The sequence below is a fragment of the Stenotrophomonas capsici genome (assembly GCF_034961085.1).
GTDB lineage: Bacteria > Pseudomonadota > Gammaproteobacteria > Xanthomonadales > Xanthomonadaceae > Stenotrophomonas > Stenotrophomonas capsici.
Genome location: NZ_JAYFUH010000036.1, coordinates 41,314 through 60,158, shown reverse-complemented (window position 1 = coordinate 60,158; position 18,845 = coordinate 41,314). Strand labels below are relative to the sequence as shown.

Annotated in this window: 14 protein-coding genes; 9 read left to right on the top strand and 5 right to left on the bottom strand. The window is 68.4% G+C overall.

Annotated elements, in window-relative coordinates; all coding sequences use genetic code 11:
- The first annotated feature begins 175 nt into the window (after nt 1-175).
- A complete protein-coding gene (locus tag VA603_RS00870) occupies nt 176-2,467 on the top strand; it encodes an NADP-dependent malic enzyme (protein WP_132865561.1) in 2,292 nt (763 codons plus the stop codon).
- A 92-nt stretch (nt 2,468-2,559) separates the two neighbouring features.
- Here the strand turns inward: VA603_RS00870 and VA603_RS00865 are convergent, their stop codons facing one another.
- Nucleotides 2,560-2,925: a helix-turn-helix transcriptional regulator gene (locus VA603_RS00865; protein WP_132865560.1), complete on the bottom strand. Its 366-nt coding sequence runs from the start codon at nt 2,923-2,925 to the stop codon at nt 2,560-2,562.
- Nucleotides 2,926-3,254: 329 nt separating this feature from the next.
- Here VA603_RS00865 and VA603_RS00860 point away from each other — a divergent pair, with 329 nt between their 5' ends.
- The 6 genes from VA603_RS00860 (at nt 3,255) to VA603_RS00835 (ending at nt 12,193) form a co-directional block, all read left to right on the top strand.
- Entirely contained in the window at nt 3,255-4,448 is a 1,194-nt protein-coding gene (locus VA603_RS00860) for an HlyD family secretion protein (RefSeq protein ID WP_323437662.1), read from the top strand.
- A gap of 199 nt (nt 4,449-4,647) precedes the next feature.
- Complete coding sequence (locus VA603_RS00855) at nt 4,648-7,395, top strand: M16 family metallopeptidase (protein WP_323437661.1); 2,748 nt, start codon at nt 4,648-4,650, stop codon at nt 7,393-7,395.
- A gap of 30 nt (nt 7,396-7,425) precedes the next feature.
- Nucleotides 7,426-9,555, top strand: coding sequence for a peptidase domain-containing ABC transporter (locus VA603_RS00850; protein WP_323437660.1), 2,130 nt, complete (start codon nt 7,426-7,428; stop codon nt 9,553-9,555).
- A 34-nt stretch (nt 9,556-9,589) separates the two neighbouring features.
- Nucleotides 9,590-9,787, top strand: coding sequence for a zinc-finger domain-containing protein (locus VA603_RS00845; RefSeq protein WP_132865556.1), 198 nt, complete (start codon nt 9,590-9,592; stop codon nt 9,785-9,787).
- 8 nt (nt 9,788-9,795) lie between these two features.
- Nucleotides 9,796-10,908: a glycosyltransferase gene (locus VA603_RS00840; RefSeq protein WP_323437659.1), complete on the top strand. Its 1,113-nt coding sequence runs from the start codon at nt 9,796-9,798 to the stop codon at nt 10,906-10,908.
- Nucleotides 10,889-12,193: an O-antigen ligase family protein gene (locus VA603_RS00835; RefSeq protein ID WP_323437658.1), complete on the top strand. Its 1,305-nt coding sequence runs from the start codon at nt 10,889-10,891 to the stop codon at nt 12,191-12,193. Before VA603_RS00840 ends, VA603_RS00835 begins: the two co-directional genes overlap by 20 nt.
- 84 nt (nt 12,194-12,277) lie before the next feature.
- Here VA603_RS00835 and VA603_RS00830 read toward each other — a convergent pair whose 3' ends face one another.
- Entirely contained in the window at nt 12,278-13,207 is a 930-nt protein-coding gene (locus VA603_RS00830; protein WP_132865553.1) for an LpxL/LpxP family Kdo(2)-lipid IV(A) lauroyl/palmitoleoyl acyltransferase, read from the bottom strand.
- 195 nt (nt 13,208-13,402) lie between these two features.
- On the opposite strand from VA603_RS00830, the gene waaA reads away from it, so the two are divergent.
- Complete coding sequence (waaA, locus tag VA603_RS00825; protein WP_323437657.1) at nt 13,403-14,698, top strand: lipid IV(A) 3-deoxy-D-manno-octulosonic acid transferase; 1,296 nt, start codon at nt 13,403-13,405, stop codon at nt 14,696-14,698.
- 73 nt (nt 14,699-14,771) lie between these two features.
- On the opposite strand, the gene VA603_RS00820 is transcribed toward waaA, so the two are convergent.
- The 3 genes from VA603_RS00820 to VA603_RS00810 form a co-directional block, all read right to left on the bottom strand.
- On the bottom strand, nt 14,772-16,121 hold the full coding sequence (locus VA603_RS00820) for a TolC family outer membrane protein (RefSeq protein WP_132865551.1): 1,350 nt from the start codon (nt 16,119-16,121) through the stop codon (nt 14,772-14,774).
- A gap of 20 nt (nt 16,122-16,141) precedes the next feature.
- A complete protein-coding gene (locus tag VA603_RS00815) occupies nt 16,142-16,789 on the bottom strand; it encodes a protein-L-isoaspartate O-methyltransferase family protein (protein WP_132865550.1) in 648 nt (215 codons plus the stop codon).
- A 148-nt stretch (nt 16,790-16,937) separates the two neighbouring features.
- Nucleotides 16,938-17,600 (bottom strand): TetR/AcrR family transcriptional regulator, encoded by a 663-nt coding sequence (locus tag VA603_RS00810; protein ID WP_132865549.1) that lies wholly within the window; start codon nt 17,598-17,600, stop codon nt 16,938-16,940.
- Nucleotides 17,601-17,713: 113 nt separating this feature from the next.
- Between VA603_RS00810 and VA603_RS00805 the strand changes: the two genes are divergently transcribed.
- The gene (locus tag VA603_RS00805; RefSeq protein WP_313252117.1) at nt 17,714-18,844 is read left to right on the top strand and encodes an efflux RND transporter periplasmic adaptor subunit; all 1,131 of its coding nucleotides are present in this window, start codon (nt 17,714-17,716) and stop codon (nt 18,842-18,844) included.
- The last annotated feature ends 1 nt before the right edge of the window (nt 18,845 follow it).

Here is an 18,845-nt window from a genome sequence, read left to right as displayed (position 1 = left end):
GCTTTCCCGATCCGCCCGTTGTCATTGCAGCGACCCGCAATGCTCGGATCATGTCCACCGGACGCCTCCGGATTGTGCAGTTGCAGCATGACCAGTGACAGCTGCGCGACAGGTCCAGACAGCGCAACGCGGTATCATCCCGAGTCCCTTCTGCCCATTCATGCCGAACAGATCGATGTCCAACGAAGATTTCAAACAGGCCGCCCTCGATTACCACCGCATGTCCCCGCCGGGCAAAATCAAGGTGGTGGCGACCAAGCCGATGCTGACCCAGCGGGATCTGTCATTGGCCTACTCGCCGGGCGTGGCGCATGCCTGTGAAGCCATCGTTGCCGACCCCTCGCAGGCAAGCGAACTGACCGCACGCGGCAACCTGGTCGCGGTGATCAGCAACGGCACCGCGGTGCTGGGCCTGGGCAACATCGGCCCGCTGGCCGGCAAGCCGGTGATGGAAGGCAAGGGCGTGCTGTTCCAGAAGTTCGCCGGCATCGATGTGTTCGACATCGAAGTGGACGAGAACGACCCGGACAAGCTGGTCGACATCATCGCCTCGCTGGAGCCGACCTTCGGCGGCATCAACCTGGAAGACATCAAGGCGCCGGAGTGCTTCATCGTCGAGCGCAAGCTGCGCGAGCGCATGAACATCCCGGTGTTCCACGACGACCAGCACGGCACCGCGATCATCGTCGGCGCCGCCGTGCTCAACGCCATGTGCATCACCGGTAAGAAGATCGAGGACGTCAAGCTGGCCACCACCGGCATGGGCGCGGCCGGCATCTCCTGCGTCAACATGCTGGTACAGCTGGGCCTGAAGCCGGAGAACATCCTGGCCTACGACCGCGAAGGCGTGATCCACACCGGCCGCACCGACCTGGACCCGGAAAAGGCGCGCTACGCCCGCGACACCGACAAGCGCACGCTGGCCGAGATCGTCGACGGCGCGGACATCTTCCTGGGCCTGTCGGCCGGCGGCATCCTGAAGCCGGAAATGGTCGCCACCATGGCGCCGAACCCGGTCATCTTCGCGCTGGCCAACCCGTACCCGGAGATCCTGCCGGAGGACGCCAAGGCGGTGCGCCCGGACGTGATCATGGGCACCGGCCGTTCGGACTACCCGAACCAGGTCAACAACGCGCTGTGCTTCCCGTACCTGTTCCGCGGCGCGCTGGACGTCGGTGCCACCGGCATCAACGAGGAAATGAAGGTGGCCTGCGTGCGCGCCATCGCCGCGCTGGCACGCAAGGAGGCGTCCGACATGGGCGCCGCCTATGGTGGTGATACCCCCAGCTTCGGCCGTGACTACGTGATCCCGCGCCCGTTCGACCGCCGCCTGCTGGTCGAGCTGTCCTCGGCGGTGGCCCAGGCGGCGATGGACTCGGGCGTGGCCACGCGCCCGATCGCCGACATGGCGGCCTACCGCGAGAAGCTGGCCCAGTTCGTCTACCGCACCAGCCTGTTCATGAAGCCGGTCTACGACCGTGCCCGTTCGGACAAGCAGCGCGTGGTCTACGCCGAGGGCGAGGAAGAAGTGGTGCTGCAGGCGGTGCAGAACGTGATCGACGAAGGCGTCGCCGCGCCGATCCTGATCGGCCGCCCGGAAGTGATCGAGTCGCGCATCGAACGCCTGGGCCTGCGCATGAAGCCGGGCGTGGACGTGGAGATCACCAACATCAACGACGACCCGCGCTTCAACGAGTACTGGCAGTACTACCACGAGATGACCGGCCGCAAGGGCGTCACCGTGGCCGCCGCCAAGAACCTGATGCGCTCGCGCCCGACCCTGATCGCGGCAGTGATGGTGGCCCGTGGCGAGGCCGACGCGATGCTGTCCGGCCTGGTCGGCCGCTTCCACAAGAAGCTGGGCTACGTGCGCAGCGTGATCCCGCTGGAACAGCGGGTCAGCTCGACCTCGGCGATGACCGGCGTGATCAACTCGCAGGGCGTGTTCTTCTTCGTGGATACCCACGTGCAGGAAGACCCCAGCGTCGACCAGATCGTCGAATCCACGCTGCAGGCGGCCTACCGCATGAAGCTGTTCGGCATCGAGCCGAAGATCGCGCTGCTGTCGCACTCCAACTTCGGCAGCCATGATTCCAAGGACGCGCTGAAGATGCGCCAGGTGCGCGAGCAGCTGCTCAAGCGCAACCCGCGCCTGAACGTGGACGGCGAGATGCAGGGTGACACCGCCTGGGACGAGGCGCTGCGCGAGAAGCTGCTGCCCAACAGCACGCTCAAGGGCCGTGCCAACCTGTTCGTGCTGCCCAACCTGGAAGCAGCCAACATCGCTTACAACCTGGTGCGCGTGTTCACCAACGGCGTGGCGATCGGCCCGATCCTGATGGGCATCTCCAAGCCGGTGCACATCCTGACCAGCAGCGCCAGTTCGCGCCGCGTGCTGAACATGACCGCGATCGCGGCCGTGGACGCGCAGATCCGCAAGCAGATGGAAGCCGATCGCGCCGGTTGATGGCGGGGTCCGGGTGCAACGAAGAAAGCCGGCGCAAGCCGGCTTTCTTCGTTTCCGCGGGAAGGTGGGGCCAGCCTGGCTGGCCCCGGCGGTCAGAGCGGCGAGGCGCGCTGGCCTTCCACGATCTGCAGGACCAGCTTGCGGGTGGCGGCGCGGCTGGTGCGATAGCCCACCAGCAGGCGGCGTTCGTGCGGGTCATCGACCAGCTCCATGCCGGCCGGAGGCGGGCTCGCCGGGACGGCCTCGAGCCCGGTACGGCCGGTGGCCAGCCATTCGAACGAAACATCGGTGACCAGGGCGATGGTGATCATGCGGGTAGTGCACGGCATGATCCCGGTGGGGCTTTCCCAGTTGCCCACCGCGCTGCGGCTGACCTTGAGCAGGGCGGCCAGCTCGGCCTGGGTCATGCCCTTTCTGCGACGGGCACGGCGAATACGATTAGCCAGTTGGTTGGGCATCCAGGTTCTCCTCCATGAGGTTGCTGCGTGAGTGCCCGGCGACTATATCGCAAGCGGGATACAATGTGCGAACAAGTGTGAGAAATTGATACAATGCAAGGAAAAGTGGATTTTCGTCAGAAAGTCTGACTTTTCGGGTCAGCGCGGCTGACGCCCGGCCCGCGTCCCCGGTGCCATGGGCAATGGGCGTCTGGTGCCAGTGCAAATGACCCTGCGGAGGCCTTGAACGAAGGCCTCTGCTTCGACACATTCGCGCCTCGCTTTCCGGGGGGCCAGCCATGCCGCAATCATCATGCCGGGAGGTCACGTCGAAGGTGCCGCCGGACCGCATGCCGGCCAGCGCGGGGACGTCACCGGCGTTGCGCCTGGGCGGGCTCGCCGGCCTGGCGATGATGGCCGCCATCGCCGTGCTGGTTATCCTGTGCTCGGCCAGCTACACCTGCCGCTCCACCGTCGAGGGCCAACTGGTCCCGGTGCAGGGCATGCTGACCGTGACCGCTCCGGCCGACGGCGTGGTGGCCTGGTTGAACGTGGCCGAAGGCGGGCGCGTCCGCGCGGGCGGCAGCCTTGCGCTGGTGAGCATGTCACGCGCGACGGTGGACGTCGGTGATGCACAGGGCGCCATCGATGCGCACCTGCGCGAGCGCGAACGCGGGCTGGAGGAGGAGCGCCTGGCCGGGCACGGGCGCATGCAGGCGCAGCGGCAGGGTTTGATCCGACGCCTGCACCGTGCCCGTGACGAACTGCAACTGGTCCAGGCCGAGGTGCAGGTCCGCCAGCAGCAGGTCCGCACCGCCGCCGACAGGCTGCAGCGCCTGCACCGGCTTGAAGAAGGGCGATACGTGGGGCAGCTGCAACTGCAGCAGCAGGAAGCCGCGCTGCTGGACCATACCGCACAGTGGCGATCGCTGCAGCGACAGGCCAGCGGTGCACGGCGGCTGATCGCGCGCCTGCAGCAGGCGCTGGACGAGATGCCGGCGCAGGCACGGGCCAACGACGCCGGGCATGCGCGTGCGCAGGCGCGGCTGGAGCAGGAGCGCCTGCAGGCCGACGCCGCCGATGGACTGCTGGTGAAGGCAGCGGTCGCCGGGACGGTGGGGATACACCTGGTCAAGCCCGGCCAGGCGGTGCGGGCCAACCAGCCGCTGCTGGTGCTGCTGCCCGGTGACGGGCGGCTGGAAGCGGAGCTGCGCGTTCCCAGTCGCGTGATCGGCTTCATCGCGCCCGGCGATGACGTGCTGCTGCGCTACCGTGCGTTTCCCTACCAGAAGTTCGGGCACCAGCGCGGCCGCGTGGAACGGATCAGCCTGAGCGCGTTGCCCGACGATGCGGCCGGCCGCGGCGGCGAGGTCGCCTACCGGATCACCGTCAGCCTGGCCCGGCAACACGTCGTGGCCTACGGCAAGCCCGAGCCGCTGCGCCCGGGCATGCCGCTGGAAGCGGACATCATGGGTGAACGGCGTCGTCTGTTCGAATGGCTGTTCGAGCCCCTGCTTGGCATGTCGGCACGGTGGGAAGGATGAGCGGCGGTGGCCTCTGCACGGTGTACGCATCGGGATGTTTCTGGAAACATGCCCGTGCATCCGATGCGGTATCTCCACAGAGGGATGGGCAAGGGAAGCCGCGCGACGACGGGATCGCGCAGGGAAGGTCGGGCGCGGGGAGCTTCCCGCGCCATCGGGCCTGGACAGGAATGGAAGGAATGAACCCAAGGGGAAATGGATGATCGGAGTTTCGCGTTGTGCAGTGGCGCTGGCCCTCTCGTTGGCGGGCGTGGGCGTTGCGACGGCCAGGCCGGCGCCCCCGGCCTTGCCGGCGACGGTGGAGGCCGGGCCGTGCGTGGAGGGGATCTGCCAATACCAGCTGCACAATGGCCTGCGCGTGTTGCTGTTCCCCGACGCAAGCAAGCCGACGGTGACGGTCAACCTGGTGTACGGCGTGGGCTCGCTGCACGAGAACTACGGCGAAACCGGGATGGCGCACCTGCTCGAACACCTGTTGTTCAAGGGCACCGCGCGCAACCCTGACATTCCCGGGCAGATGCAGAAGCGCGGCATCAGCAAGAACGCCACGACCTCGCTGGATCGCACCAACTACTTCGCCTCGTTCCCGGCCAGCGATGAAACGCTGGAGTGGGTGCTGGCGATGGAGGCTGACCGGATGGTCAACTCCAGGGTGGCCAAGGCCGACCTGGACAGCGAGATGACCGTCGTCCGCAACGAGATGGAAGCCGGCGACAACAGCCCCGTCGGCGTGCTGATGAAGCGCATGCGCTCGGTGGCCTTCGACTGGCACAACTACGGCAACATGCCGATCGGTGCACGTTCGGACGTGGAGAACGTGCCGATCGACAACCTGCAGGCGTTCTACCGCGCCTGGTACCAGCCGGACAACGCGCTGTTGATCGTTGCCGGCCGCATCGACGAGGGCCAGGTAGTGCAGCGCGTGGCCGCCCACTTCGGCCCGTTGAAGCGGCCCGCCCGCGTGCTGCCGGTGCTGCATACGGTGGAACCTGCCCAGGATGGCGAGCGCGAGGTCACCGTGCGCCGCAGTGGTGACCTGGCGCTGGTGGCGGCCAGCTACCACGTGCCGGCGCTGGCGCAGGCCGACAGCGCGCCGTTGGCGGTACTGGCGAGCGTGTTGGGCGACAACCCGAACGGGCGGCTGTACAAGGCGCTGATGGAGCCGAAGTTGGCGGCCTTCGCCACTGCCAGCGGGGAAAGCCTGCGCGATCCCGGCCTGTTCACCCTGATCGGCGTCCTGCCCAAGGCCGGTGACGCGGCCAAGGCCGAGGCCGAGTTGCTGCGCCAGGCCGAGCAGGTCGCCGCGCGTCCGGTGAGCGAGGAGGAGGTGGCCGCGGCCAGGCAACGCATCGCCAACGGGCTGGAGAAGCTGACCAGCGACGTCAACGCAGTGGCCATGGCGCTTTCCGAGTACCAGGCGGCCGGTGACTGGCGGCTGCTGTTCGTGCAGCGCGATGCGATCGCCAAGGTCAGCGCCGCCGACGTCAACCGCGTCGCGGCGGCTTACCTCAAGCCCAGCAATCGCACCCTGGGCCGGTTCGTGCCGACGACCACGGTCGATCGCGCCGGGATTCCACCGGCACCGGCGGTGGCCAGCCTGGTCGATGGCTACGTGGGGCGTGAAGCGGTCGCCGCCGGGGAGGCGTTCGAAGCCACGCCGCAGAACATCCAGGCACGCACCGAGACCTTCACCCTGGGCGAGGGGCTCCGGGTTTCGCTGCTGCCCAAGAAGAACCGCGGGCAGACAGTGACGGTGGATGCGACGTTCCGCTTCGGTGACGAGAAGGCCATGACCGGCCGCGGCATGGCGGGCAGCCTGCTGGGCTCGATGCTGATGATGGGCAGCACGCACATGGACAGGGGCCAGATCGCGGCGCGTTTCGATGCGCTGGCGACCCAGGCACAGGTGAGCGGGGGCATGCAGAGTGCGCAGATCCGCCTGTCGGGCCGGCGCGACACGCTGGCAGAGGCGCTGGCCCTGGCCGCGGACGTGCTGCGCAACCCGGCGCTGCCGGAAGACCCGTTCGAACAGCTTCGCCTGCAGGCCGTCACCGCGACCGAAGCCCAGCGCAGGGAACCCGGTGCGGTGGCATCGCTGGCGTTGGCCCGCTACTTCGACCCCTGGCCGGAAGGCCATCCGCTGCATGTGGAAACGCTGGACACCGCGCTGGAGCGGCTCAATGCGGTGAAGCTGCAGGAACTGGCCGCCTATCACCGCGACTTCTACGGCACCAGCGTGGGCGAGATCGCCATCGTCGGTGACTTCGACGCCGAGGCGGTGAAGGCGCAACTGCAGTCCCTGTTCGTGGACTGGAAGGCACCACGCGCCTATGTGCCGATCAGCACCCACTACCAGCCGCGCGCGGCGATGCAGCAACGCCTGGCCACGCCGGACAAGCCCAATGCGGTATTGCTGGCACGACAGAACCTGTCGATCAACCTGGCCGATGCGGACTTCGCCGCGCTCAACATCGCCGCCAACATCCTTGGTGGCGATCCGCTGAAGGCACGGCTGGCCGACCGCATCCGCCAGAAGGAAGGCCTCAGCTACAGCGTGGGTGCCACGCTGCATGCCGACGAAAGCCGGGAAGGACGTGACGATGCGGGCAGCATCACCGTGCAGGCAGTTGCGGCGCCGGAGAACATGGACAAGGTCGAGCGCGCGGTGCGCGAGGAACTGGTCCGGCTCGTGGCCGATGGGGTCACCGAACAGGAACTGCGTGATGCGGTCAATGCGCGGCTGGTGGTGCGCGAGCAGTCGCGTGCCAGCGATGGCGCGGTGGCCAACCTGCTCACCGACCACCTGTACTACGCGCGTGCCATGCAGTTCGAGATCGACCGGGATGCGGCCTATCGCGCGTTGACGGTCGAGCAGGTCAATGCCGCCATCCGCAAGCACCTGGATCCCGGCCAGCTGAGCGTGTTCGTTGCCGGCGATTTCAAATAACGACGAAGGAGCGGCCAGGGACGGCCACGGATGAACAGCATTGTCCAATCCGAGGCCGCCGACAGCGGCCTCGCTTCCCTTGCCATGGTGGCCAAGGCCCATGGGCGCCCGGTCGGACTGCCGGAGCTGCGGCGACGTTTCCCCGGGTGCGCGAACGGCGCGACGCTCGCTGGGCTGGTCGACGCCAGCCGGCAACTGGGCTTCCATGCACGGCCACGGCAGCCTGGCGCCGCACTGGCCAGCGTGGACCTGCCCTGCATCGTGCAGGGGGAGCGGGATCATTTCGCGGTCCTGCAACAGTTGCGGGGCAATCGTGCCACGGTGCTGGACCCGGTCGCGGGGACGCGCCGGATGTCGCGGTCCGAACTCTCCGGCTGCTTCGGTGGCGCGGCGCTGGTATTGGAGCCGATGGCGATGTTGGCGTCCCCTGAAACAGGGGCCTTGATCAGCCTGCGCCGCTTGGCCGGACCGGTCCCCGGCCTGCGAACGGTGCTCGTGCAGGTGCTGGTGTTGTCGCTGGCGCTGCAGGTGTTCGTGCTGTTGGCACCATTGCTGATGCAATGGGTGGTGGACCAGGTGCTGGTCGCGGCCGATCGCGATCTGCTCGCGGTGTTGGCGTTCGGCTTTGGCCTGGCCCTGGTGCTGCAGGTGGGCATCGACGCGGTGCGCCGCGTGGCCGTGGTTCGCCTGTGCGCGCGGCTGGGCGAGCAGTGGACCGGCAATGTGCTTGCGCACCTGTCGAGGCTGCCGCTGGCCTTCTTCGAGCGACACGGCCCGGCCGGCGTCGTCGCGCGGTTGGCCTCGCTGCGCCAGATCCAGCGGACCGCGGCCAGCGGCGCGCTCGAAGGGCTGGTCGATGGTCTGCTGGTGGTGCCGTTGCTTGGCTTGATGCTGCTGTACAGCCCCGGACTGGCAGGCGTGGCCGTGCTGGCGGTGGTGCTGTATGCGGTCGTGCGCCTGTCGGCTGCGAAGTCACAGCACATGCAGCGCGAGCGGCAGTGGGTGGCGGATGCCCACCAGCAGGCGTACCTGCTGGAGACGCTGCAGGGCATGCAGGGTGTGAAGGTGGCAGGCGCGGAATCGCGCAGGCGCGACGGTCATGACCTGCTGCGCTGGGAGGCGGCCCAGTACGAGGCGCGGCTCGCCCATTTCGACGTGGCCTTTCGTGGCACGCGCCAACTGCTGTTCGGCCTGGCACGCATCGCTTCGATCTGGATCGCGGCCGCGCGGGTGCTGGACGGTGCCTTGACGGCCGGCATGCTGATCGCCGTCCTGGCCTACGGGGAGTTGTTCATGGCGCGGATGAGTGCCCTGGTCGACCAGTGGCTGGCGCTGCGCGTGCTCCGGTTCCACCGTCAACGCCTGGCAGGGGTCGTGTCGGCCATGCCGGAGCCGGAACTGCCCGAGCCTGTGGCGGTGCCCGAGGACAGCCGGATCGAAGTGGAGGACCTGTGCTTCCGCTATGCCGATGACGCGCCGTGGGTACTGGAGGGATGCAGTTTCAGCATCGCTGCCGGGGAGTCGGTGGCGATCACCGGTGCGTCGGGCTGCGGCAAGACCACGCTGGTGAAACTGATGCTGGGTGTGTTGACGCCGACCCGCGGCAGCATCCGCATCGGGGGCCATGCGCTGCAGGCGCTGGGACGGCACGAGCTGCGCCGCATCATCGGTGCGGTGATGCAGGGGGATCAGCTGTTCAGTGGCAGCATCGCCGACAACATCAGCTTTTTCGACCCGGACGCGGACCCGGCGCGGATCGAGGTCGCGGCCAGCCTGGCCGCCGTGCATGCGGAGATCATCGCCCGGCCAACGGGCTACCACGGGCAGGTCGGCGATCAGGGCAACGCCCTGTCCGCGGGCCAGCAGCAACGGATCCTGCTCGCGCGCGCCTTGTACCGGCAGCCCCGGTTGTTGTTCCTGGACGAGGCCACCAGCCATCTGGATCCGTGCGGTGAGCAGCAGGTCAACGCGGCCGTGTGCCGGCTGCGCCTGACCCGGCTGGTCGTCGCGCACCGACCCGAGGCGGTCGTCGGCGTCGATCGGGTGCTGCGCCTGGAGGCCGGCCGGCTGAGCCGGGAACCACCGCAGGTGGCCACGACCGGTGACGGCCGCGCGGAGGAGACGCCGGCGGGCGGTCCGGCACCGGGGTGGCACTGGTAGAATTGGCCGGTCCCTGATTTCGCTGAACGACGCCATGAGCCATACCGCCACCGCACCCGCCAACTCCGAGAAGCGTTACACCGTGCACCGCGCCGACCTGCCGTTGAGCTGCCCGACGCCGGAGATGGCGCTGTGGAACTCGCACCCGCGCGTCTACCTGCCGATCGACAAGGAACCCAACGGCGAAGCCGCCTGCCCGTACTGCGGCTCGGTCTTCGTGCTGGTTGACTGAACCGGACGATGCGCCGCCTGACCGTGGTGCAGTTGCTGCCGGCGCTGCACGCCGGTGGCGTCGAGCGCTCGACCCTTGAGATCGCCCGCGCGCTGGTCGCGGCGGGCCATCGCGCCATCGTGGTATCGGCCGGCGGCCGGCTGGTGCAGCCGCTGCTGGACAGCGGTGCCGAACACCTGACCCTGGATATCGGCCGCAAGTCGCTGTTGACCCTGCGGCACGTGGCCAGCCTGCGCCGCCTGTTCGTGGAAACCGGCGCGGACATCGTGCATGCGCGTTCGCGCCTGCCGGCATGGCTGGGCGAGTATGCCTTGCGCGGCATCAAGCCGCCCCAGCGGCCGCATTGGGTGACCACCATGCACGGCCTGAATTCACCGGGCCGTTACAGCGGCATCATGGCCAGCGGTGAACGCGTGATCTGCGTATCGCAGACGGTGCGTGCCTACCTGCTGCAGCATTACCCGGCCACTGACCCGGGCAAGCTGCGCGTGATACCGCGTGGCATCGACGCCAGCCAGTTCCCGCGTACGCCGCGCGCCGACCGGCGTCCGCGCCTGGAGGTGGCACGCCAGCACCCGGCGCTGGCCGGCGATGCGCCCTTGCTGCTGCTGCCGGGGCGTGGCACTCGGCTGAAAGGGCATGCGCACGCTATCGGGCTGCTGGCGGCGCTGAAGCAGCAACAGGTGCAGGCGCTGCTGTGGATGCCAGGGGCACGCGCGCCTGGCCGGGAAAGCTACCTGCAGGAACTGGAACAGCTTGCGGGACGACTGGGCGTGGCCGGGCAGGTGGTCTTCAGCGAGGCCACCGACCGCATGTCACAGGCCTACGCGGCCAGTGACCTGGTCCTGCAGTTGTCCGACAAGCCGGAAGCGTTTGGTCGCACGGTGCTTGAGGCGCTGTCGGTCGGTCGACCGGTACTGGGTTGGGCCCACGGCGGCGTCGGTGAACTGCTGGCGCAGCTGCAGCCCGAGGGGGCGGTGGCGCTGGGTGATGATGCAGGCCTGCTGCAACAGGCATTGCAGATGCTGCGGCAACCGCCGGCATTGCCCGGCCGGATTCCCTTTACCCTGCAGGCCATGCAGCGTGCCACCCTGGATGTCTATGCCGAACTCACGCGCTGATGGTGCAGGTGCCAGTGCCCGTTGGGCACCGGCATGGGTGATTGCCTTCGTCGCCTGCTGGCCGGCGCCCGGGATTGCCGAAGCGGTGCTGGTGCTGGGAGCCTTGTTCACCGCGGTGCGGTTGGTGCAGTTGCATCTGCGTGGCGGCATCCGGCCGTTGCTGAGCATCCCGGCGTGGGCGCTGACTGGCGTGTTGTTCCTGGCCTACTGGCTGCCCCAGGCGGTGTCCGCGTTCGATGCGGCCGATCCGGGCAGGACCTGGGGCAAGGTAGCCGCCGCGCTGCGCTACCTGCCGTTCATGTGGCTGGTCGCAATTGCCGTGGCCACGCCGCAACGGCGACGGATCACCTTCACCGGCTTGGCGCTGGTGACCGTGGCGTGGACGCTGGATGCGTTGGTGCAGGCCGTATTCGGCACCAGCGCATTGTTCTGGTCGATGGACCAGCTCAAGTGGCTGATCAGTGGACATGGCCTGTGCACCGCACAGGAGATCGCCGCGGCAGATCGCCTGCCAGGCGTGTTCGGCCCGTGCAACCTGAAGTTCGGGCAGGTGTTGGCGGCGGTGTCGCCGTTCCTGCTGTTCTTCGTGGCCCAGCGCATGGGGCGCTGGGGCTGGTTGCTGGCTGCCGCATTGGTCGGCGTGGTGCTGGTGCTGGCCGGTTCGCGTGCCTCCTGGATCAGTTACGCGCTGGTCGTGCTGTTCTCCGGCGGACGCCTGCTGGGCGCGAAGCGGATGGCACTGGTGGTGCTCGCCGGCGTGGCCGGTACGGTGGCGCTGGGCCTGGGGTCGTCGCAGGTACGCGAGCGCTTTGCCCGCACGCAGATGGCCTTGAGCGGTGATGCCAGCGGCATGGACCAGGCCTTGTCCGGGCGCAGCCAGATCTGGGGAGCGGCGCTGTGCATGGTGCGCGAGCACCCGCTCAACGGCGTGGGCGTGCGCGATTTCCGGCGTGCCTACCCGCAGTGTGATCCGTCACCGCAGAGGACCGCGGCCTGGGGCGACAGCCCGGCCCTGCATGCGCACCAGATCGTGCTGGAGATCCTGGCCGAAACCGGTGTTCTCGGCCTGCTGCTGTGGATGGCGGGCGCGGCGATGGCCATCCGTGCCTGGATCTATGCCCCCCCGCTGGCCCGCGACCAGGCCCGGCCGGCGGCGTTGGCCTTGGCGACCACGGTGTTCCCGCTCAACACGCACCTGGCGTTCTATTCCACGTTCTGGGGAGGCGTGCTGGTGGTGCTGGCGGCCCTGTATGCCGGCGCACTGCTGGCCGACGAACAGGAGTGAGGCTGGCGCGCCGCCGGAGCGGGTGGTGCACGGCCAGGTGACCGGGGATGTACCGCGGCGCGGGTGCCCGGCGCCGACGCGGGCTCAGTCCTTGCGCGCGTAGAAGTTGCTCAGGCCTTCGGGCTGGCGCTTGAAGCGGCGGTGGATCCACAGGTACTGCGCCGGCGCTTCGCGGACCATGTCCTCGATGGCGGCATTGACCTTGGCGGTGTCGGCTACGGCGTCATCGGTGGGGAAGTCCGGCAACGGCGGGGCGATCTTCAGCACGTAGCGGCTGCCGACGCGACGATGGAAGTAGGGCACCACCGCACAGCCGGTCATGCGCGCGAACTGATGGGTCGCGGTGATGGTCGAGGCCGGCATGCCGAAGAACGGCACGAACACCGAATCCTTGCCGCGCATGTCCTGGTCCGGCGCATACCACAGGAAGCCGCCCTTCTTGAGGTGGCGAACGGTGGCGCGGATGTCCTCGTTGGCATACATCGCGCAGGCATAGCGCAGCCGGCCGCTCTTGACCGCCCACTCCATCACCGGGTTGCGGTAGCGGCGGTACATGCCGGCCAGTGGTACGTGGTCGCACAACAGCCGGCCGCACATCTCCAGCGTCATGAAGTGGCCGGAGACCAGCAGCACACCGCGGCCCTCGGCCTGCAGGGCATGCAGGTGCTCCAGGCCCTCGATCTCCACCTGCGGGCGGATGCGGTCGATGCTGCCCCACCAGGCACGGGCGAACTCGAACACGCCCACGCCGAGTGCATCGAAGCTGTCGCGCAGCAGGCGCTGGCGCCAGGCGTCATCCTGCTCCGGGAAGCACAGCCTGAGGTTGACCTCGGCCGCGCGCCGGCGGCTGCCGGCCAGATGCAGCGCCAGCCAGCCCAGGCCACGCCCCAGTGCGCGTTGCAGGGTCCAGGGCAGCCGTGCCGCGAGCATCGCGATGCCCAGCCAGGCGAACGTCGGCCAGTGCCGGGGTTGCAGCAACGAGGGCCGGGTGGCGGTGGTGGGTGAATCGGACATGGGGCAATTCTAAGTCACCGGGGGAAATGCAGGGCGAGCGGAGGCGGCAACGCCATCTCCGGCAATCCTCGCTGCGCCGGATGTCAGGCCGGCGTGGGTTCCGGCAGGACCGCGCCGCCGACTGCGGCATCGGCCTGCAGCCGGATCGTCGTGGCTTCCTCACTGGTTTCCATCGTTCTCCCGTATCCTTCGCCGATGCGTAGGGATCCTGTCGAACTTCTGCTGCGTGGCCTGTATTCGGCCGTGCTTTACCTGTTGCTGCCGATCACCGTCTACCACCTGGTGTGGCGCGGTTTCCGCGTGCGCGAGTACTTCAAGCGCTGGGACGAGCGGTATGCGTCGTACCCGGAAAGCGGCGGTCAACCGCGGGTATGGCTGCATGCGGTGTCGGTGGGCGAGGTCAACGCCGCCGCGCCGGTGGTCAATGCGCTGCGCGAACTGCGTCCGGACATCCGCTGGATCATCACCACCATCACCCCCACCGGGTCGCAACGCGTGCGTGCGCTGTGGGGGGACGCGGTGGACCATGTCTACCTGCCGTACGACGTGCCGGGCAGCGTGAACCGCTTCCTGGCGCATTTCCGCCCGAGCCTGGCGCTGATCCTGGAAACCGAGTTGTGGCCCAACATGCTGTTCGGGTGCCGGGACCGCGGCATTCCGGTGTACATCCTCAACGCGCGCCTGTCGGCACGTTCGTTGAAGGGCTACCGTGTGCTCAAGGCGCTGGTCTCGCGGGCCCTGCGCACGGTCACCTGCGTGGCGGCGCAGTCCGCCGATGACGCGGCACGTTTCATCGCGCTGGGCGCGCGGCCGGAACAGGTGCGCGCGCTGGGCAACCTGAAGTTCGAGATCCATCCGCCCGATCCCACCGCCGTGCTGGAAGGCTTCCACCAGCATGTGCCGGACACGCGACCGGTGTGGATCGCCGCCAGCACCCATGAAGGCGAAGAGCAGGCCGTGGTGGATATCCACAGGCGCCTGCTGGAGCGGCACCCCGATGCCCTGCTGCTGTGGGCGCCACGGCATCCGGAGCGGTTCGCGAAGGTGGAAGCGGTGGCACGCGAGCAGGGCTGGCGCGTGGCCACGCGCAAGGCACAGGAGTGGCCGGAACCCGGCACGCAGGTGTTCGTGCTCAATACGCTCGGTGAGCTGATGGCGTTCTATGCGTGCGCGCGGGTCGCCTTCGTCGGCGGCAGCCTGCAGCCCATCGGCGGCCACAACCTGCTGGAGCCGGCGGCGATGGGCGTGGCGGCGATCACCGGGCCGCATCTGCACAATTTCGCCGAGATCTCCCGACGCATGGATGAGGCCGGCGCGCTGCGCATCTGCGCCGATGCGCAGGCGGTGGGGGCGACGGTGGAGCAGTTGCTGGAGAACGACGCCGAGCGTGAGCGCATGATCGAGGCAGGGCGCGCGCTGGTCGCCAACGGGCGTGGCGCGCTGGAACGCACGCTGGAACTGATCACCCCGCAGTTGCCACCGCGCAGCTGACCGCCGGGGAGGCAGATGGCAGGCAACAAAAAAGCGGGCATGGCCCGCTTTTTCGCAAGTACTGCAGGACGGTTTACTGGGCCTGCAGCTTTGCGGTGGCATCGACCGTGAGCAGGCGGTTGATGTCCTGCACTTCGGCGATCTCCAGGTCGCCCACGGCCTGGCTCAGGGCCAGGCGTGCCTGCAGGAAGTTGTAACGCGACTGGGCGTAGTCCAGCTGCGCCTGGAACAGGGTCCGCTGGTTCTGGACCACGTCCAGCACGGTGCGGGTACCGACTTCCAGGCCAACCTGCGAGGCGTCGTAGGCGCTCTGTGCCGAGACCACCGCTAGGCGGCGGGCTTCCACTTCGCTGATGCCGGCGACCAGGTTCTGGTAGGCATTGCGGGTGTTGCGGTCCAGGGCGCGCTTCTGCTGTTCGTAGGTGTCCTGCTGGATGTCACGGGTGGCCAGGGCCTGGCGCACGCGCGACTGGGTGGCGCCACCGGCGAAGATCGGCACGTTCAGGGTCAGGCCGATCGAGTTGGTGGTCGCATCCGGGGTGTTGGAGCTGCCGCCGGTGCTGTCGCCCCAGCGGGCGCTCTTGCCCCAGCTGCCGCCCAGCGACAGGGTCGGGTAGTGGCCGGCGCGGGCCGAGGACACGCTGGATTCGGCGGCGCTGACCTGCAGTTCCTGGGCCTTCAGGTCCGGGTTGCGGGACATGGCGTCGGTGACCAGCTGGTCGATGTTGCCGCGGTTGGCCGGGATGGCCGGACGGAAGTCTTCCGGCAGGCCACGCACGTCGCGCACCGGCTGGCCAGTCAGTTCGGTCAGGGCCTGGTAGGCGTCTTCCAGCGTGTTGCGGGCAATGATGGTGTTGGCGCGCGCCTGGTCGTACTGGGCGCGGGCTTCGTGCACGTCGGTGATCGGTGCCAGGCCCACTTCTAGGCGCTTGTCGGCGTAGTCGAACTGCTTCTTGCCGGCCGCTTCGTTGGTCTCGGCCGCGCTCAGCGATTCGATCGCCACCAGCACGTTGAAGTAGGCGGTCGCGGTGCGGATGATCAGGTTGTCGTTGGCCGATTCCAGGGTGTAGTCGGCGGCCTTGCTCAGGTCACGCTGCGCGCGCAGGTCGGCGAACTGGCCCCAGTTGAACAGGGTCTGGCTGCCGTTGACGCCGTAGGTGCGGGTCTTGCTGGTGGTGCTGCCGCTGACGCCGTCGGCCTTGGTACGGGTACGGTCCAGCGATGCCTCGCCGTTGATCTGCGGCAGCAGTGCCGCGCGTGCCTGCACCTGGCCTTCCTGGGTGTACAGGCGGTTGGATTCGGCGGCCGACAACTGCGGGTCACCATTGCGGGCCATTTCGTAGACCTGCAGCAGGTCGGCGGCGTGGGCCGTCATCGGGAGCAGGGCGACTGCCAGCGCAAGGGTGAGGGATCGGCGGATCATTGCGGCTTCCTTGGAAGGTTTCAGAGTTGGAATTGCGGTGCAGGAGCAGCGCCCTGCAGGTAGTCGATGTCGGTTTCGAACAGCGATTCCACGCTGCCGTCGGCCTTGACGAGCACAGCTTCCATCACCGGGGAGGTGCCCTTGATGACGAACAGGCGGCCACCGGTGCGCAGCAGCTTGAGCAGGTGGGTCGGGACCGTTTCTACCGCACCGGTGATGCAGATGGCGTCGAACTGGCGCTGGCTGTCCCAGTTCAGGGCGTCGGCGACCTCGATGCGGACGTTGCTGCCCAGCTTGGCGCTGTCCAGGTTCTGGCGGGCGCGTTCAGCCAGCTCCGGCTGGATCTCCAGGCTCAGCACTTCGCGGGCCAGTTCGCCCAAGCAGGCGCTGAGGAAGCCGCTGCCGGTGCCCACTTCCAGCACTTCGTCGCTGGGCTGCAGGTCCAGTGCCTGCAGGGTGCGGCCTTCGATGACCGGCTTCATCATCTTCTGCCCGTGGCCCAGCGGCAGCTCGATGTCGGCATAGGCCAGGGCGCGGTGCGACTCGGCCACGAAGGCCTCGCGCGGCAGGCGGGCCAGCACGTCCAGCACGCGGATGTCCAGCACGTCCCAGGGACGGATCTGCTGTTCAACCATCAATTCGCGGACGTGGGAGTAGTTGATCGTCATGGGAAAGCTCGTCATTCCAGCGCGGTGGGCCGGCCATTTTACCGGTTAGGGGCGCGATGCGGGCCAAGCATCGCCGTGGCCGCTCGGGCGGCCGCAGTGCCGGAAGTCATTCGGACCTACGGTCTGTTCAGCTTGGCAGGGGCGGGTGTCAGCGCGGTGCATACGCCCGCAGGAAGAAGTCGACGCTGGCGGCCACGTGGGCATCCTGGTCGAGCTGGCCGGGCGCGGCACACAGCCCGCACATCATATGGGAGTGCAGCTCGCCCTTGATGATGCAGAAGTACTGGCGCGCGGCGACGATCGGGTCGGGGATGTCCAGTTCACCCCGGGCCACGCGGGCGGCCAGGAAGTCCGACAGCGCGGTCTCGGTGCGGGCCGGGCCGGCCTCCCAGAACATCTGCCGGATCCGGTCGTCGGTGTCCGGGCTCATCATCATCCGCTGGGTGGCCAGGGCCGCGTCGCTGCTGATCAGCGTGAAGAACGCATGGCCGATGCCCAGCAGCTGGTCGCGCAACGGACCTTCGCTGTCGGTGACGAACAGGGCGTCGGGCATCATCTCCACGCACTTGGCCTGGATGGCCTCGCGGAACAGGGTCTCCTTGTCACCGAAGTGGCTGTAGACGGTGAGCTTGGATACGCCGGCACTGGCGGCGATGCCGTCCATGCTGACGCCGTTGAAGCCCAGCTCCACGAACATTTCCTTGGCCGCATCGAGGATGGCGGCACGTTTTCCAAGGTCTTTCGGACGGCCCGGCCCGCTGCTGCGCGCAGGCTCCCGGGAGACGTTGGTGGCAGAGGATTTGGAAGACATGAGGGAATACTAGACCAGCTGGTTCGATATTTATACTATACCGCTTCGTTCAGTAATGGCGGTGAAACCCCCGGCCGCCTCCCTTCCCCCTGCGTTCGCGACCCATGATCACCATGAACAACCTCCGATGGATTGGCGGCAGCCTGTTGCTGGCCGTGCTTGCTGCGTGTGGCAAAACCGAAACCGCCGCGGTGCCGGCCTTGCCGGTAATGGTGGTCAAACCGGCCGGCGGACAGGACGTGACCGTCACGGCCTATCCCGGCGAAGTGCATGCACGCGAGGAGGCCGCGCTGTCCTTCCGTGTGGCCGGCAACCTGCTGCGGCGTGAGGTCGATGCCGGCCAGCGGGTGAAGAAGGGCCAGGTGCTGGCCGAACTGGATGTCGCCGACTACGCGCTGCAGGCCCGTGCCGCACAGGCACAGTACGCCGCGGCCGAGGCCGACCTGGTGAAGGCCCGCGACGAGCACCGCCGCTATGAGGTGCTGGCCGCCCAGCAGGTGGTCAGCCGTTCGGCGCTGGACGCACAGACCGCGGCGCTCAAGGCGGCGCAGGGCCAGGCCGACGCGGCGCGGGCCAACCTGGACGTCAACCGCAACCAGGCCAGCTATGCGCAGCTGCGGGCACCGGCCGACGGCATGATCGCCGCGCGCGAGGCCGAGGCCGGGCAGGTGGTCGCCGCCGGGCAGACGATCTTCACCCTGGCCGCCGACGGCGCCCGCGAAGTGGCCATCGCGTTGCCGGAAAGCGCCATCCGCGAGTTCAGCGTCGGCCAGCCGGTCGAGGTGGAGTTGTGGAACCAGGCAGGCAAGCGCCTGTCCGGCAGCATCCGCGAGATCGCGGCCGGCGCCGATGCGCAGACCCGCAGCTACGCCGCGCGCGTGCAGCTGGCGGCCGACGCGTTGGATTCGGTCGAGCTGGGCCAAAGCGCCCGCGTCTACATCGGGCACGGCAAGGGTGCGGCGCTGAGCGTGCCGCTGTCGGCGGTGCAGGCAGGCAAGCAGCCGCAGCAGGCCAGCGTGTGGGTGGTCAACCCGGCCACCGGCGCACTGCAGTCGCGCGCGGTGACCCTGGGGGCCTACGGCGCCGAGTCGGTGCCGGTGCTGCAGGGGCTGCGCGCCGATGAGTGGGTGGTGGCCGCCGGCGGCCACCTGCTGCGCGAAGGCCAGGTGGTGCGGGCCGTGGACCGCAGCAACCGCCCGGTGCTGGCACCGGCGCCGGCTGCCGCCGCGAACAAGGGGGAATGAG

Coding starts and splice junctions, on each gene's coding strand:
- VA603_RS00830 (WP_132865553.1), bottom strand. CDS start 13,207: ATGTCCGATTCACCCACCACCGCCACCCGGCCCTCGTTGCTGCAACCC.
- VA603_RS00835 (WP_323437658.1), top strand. CDS start 10,889: ATGCCGAACTCACGCGCTGATGGTGCAGGTGCCAGTGCCCGTTGGGCA.
- VA603_RS00845 (WP_132865556.1), top strand. CDS start 9,590: ATGAGCCATACCGCCACCGCACCCGCCAACTCCGAGAAGCGTTACACC.
- VA603_RS00850 (WP_323437660.1), top strand. CDS start 7,426: ATGAACAGCATTGTCCAATCCGAGGCCGCCGACAGCGGCCTCGCTTCC.
- VA603_RS00855 (WP_323437661.1), top strand. CDS start 4,648: ATGATCGGAGTTTCGCGTTGTGCAGTGGCGCTGGCCCTCTCGTTGGCG.
- VA603_RS00805 (WP_313252117.1), top strand. CDS start 17,714: ATGAACAACCTCCGATGGATTGGCGGCAGCCTGTTGCTGGCCGTGCTT.
- VA603_RS00870 (WP_132865561.1), top strand. CDS start 176: ATGTCCAACGAAGATTTCAAACAGGCCGCCCTCGATTACCACCGCATG.
- VA603_RS00815 (WP_132865550.1), bottom strand. CDS start 16,789: ATGACGATCAACTACTCCCACGTCCGCGAATTGATGGTTGAACAGCAG.
- VA603_RS00820 (WP_132865551.1), bottom strand. CDS start 16,121: ATGATCCGCCGATCCCTCACCCTTGCGCTGGCAGTCGCCCTGCTCCCG.
- VA603_RS00860 (WP_323437662.1), top strand. CDS start 3,255: ATGCCGGCCAGCGCGGGGACGTCACCGGCGTTGCGCCTGGGCGGGCTC.
- VA603_RS00810 (WP_132865549.1), bottom strand. CDS start 17,600: ATGTCTTCCAAATCCTCTGCCACCAACGTCTCCCGGGAGCCTGCGCGC.
- VA603_RS00840 (WP_323437659.1), top strand. CDS start 9,796: ATGCGCCGCCTGACCGTGGTGCAGTTGCTGCCGGCGCTGCACGCCGGT.
- waaA (WP_323437657.1), top strand. CDS start 13,403: ATGCGTAGGGATCCTGTCGAACTTCTGCTGCGTGGCCTGTATTCGGCC.
- VA603_RS00865 (WP_132865560.1), bottom strand. CDS start 2,925: ATGCCCAACCAACTGGCTAATCGTATTCGCCGTGCCCGTCGCAGAAAG.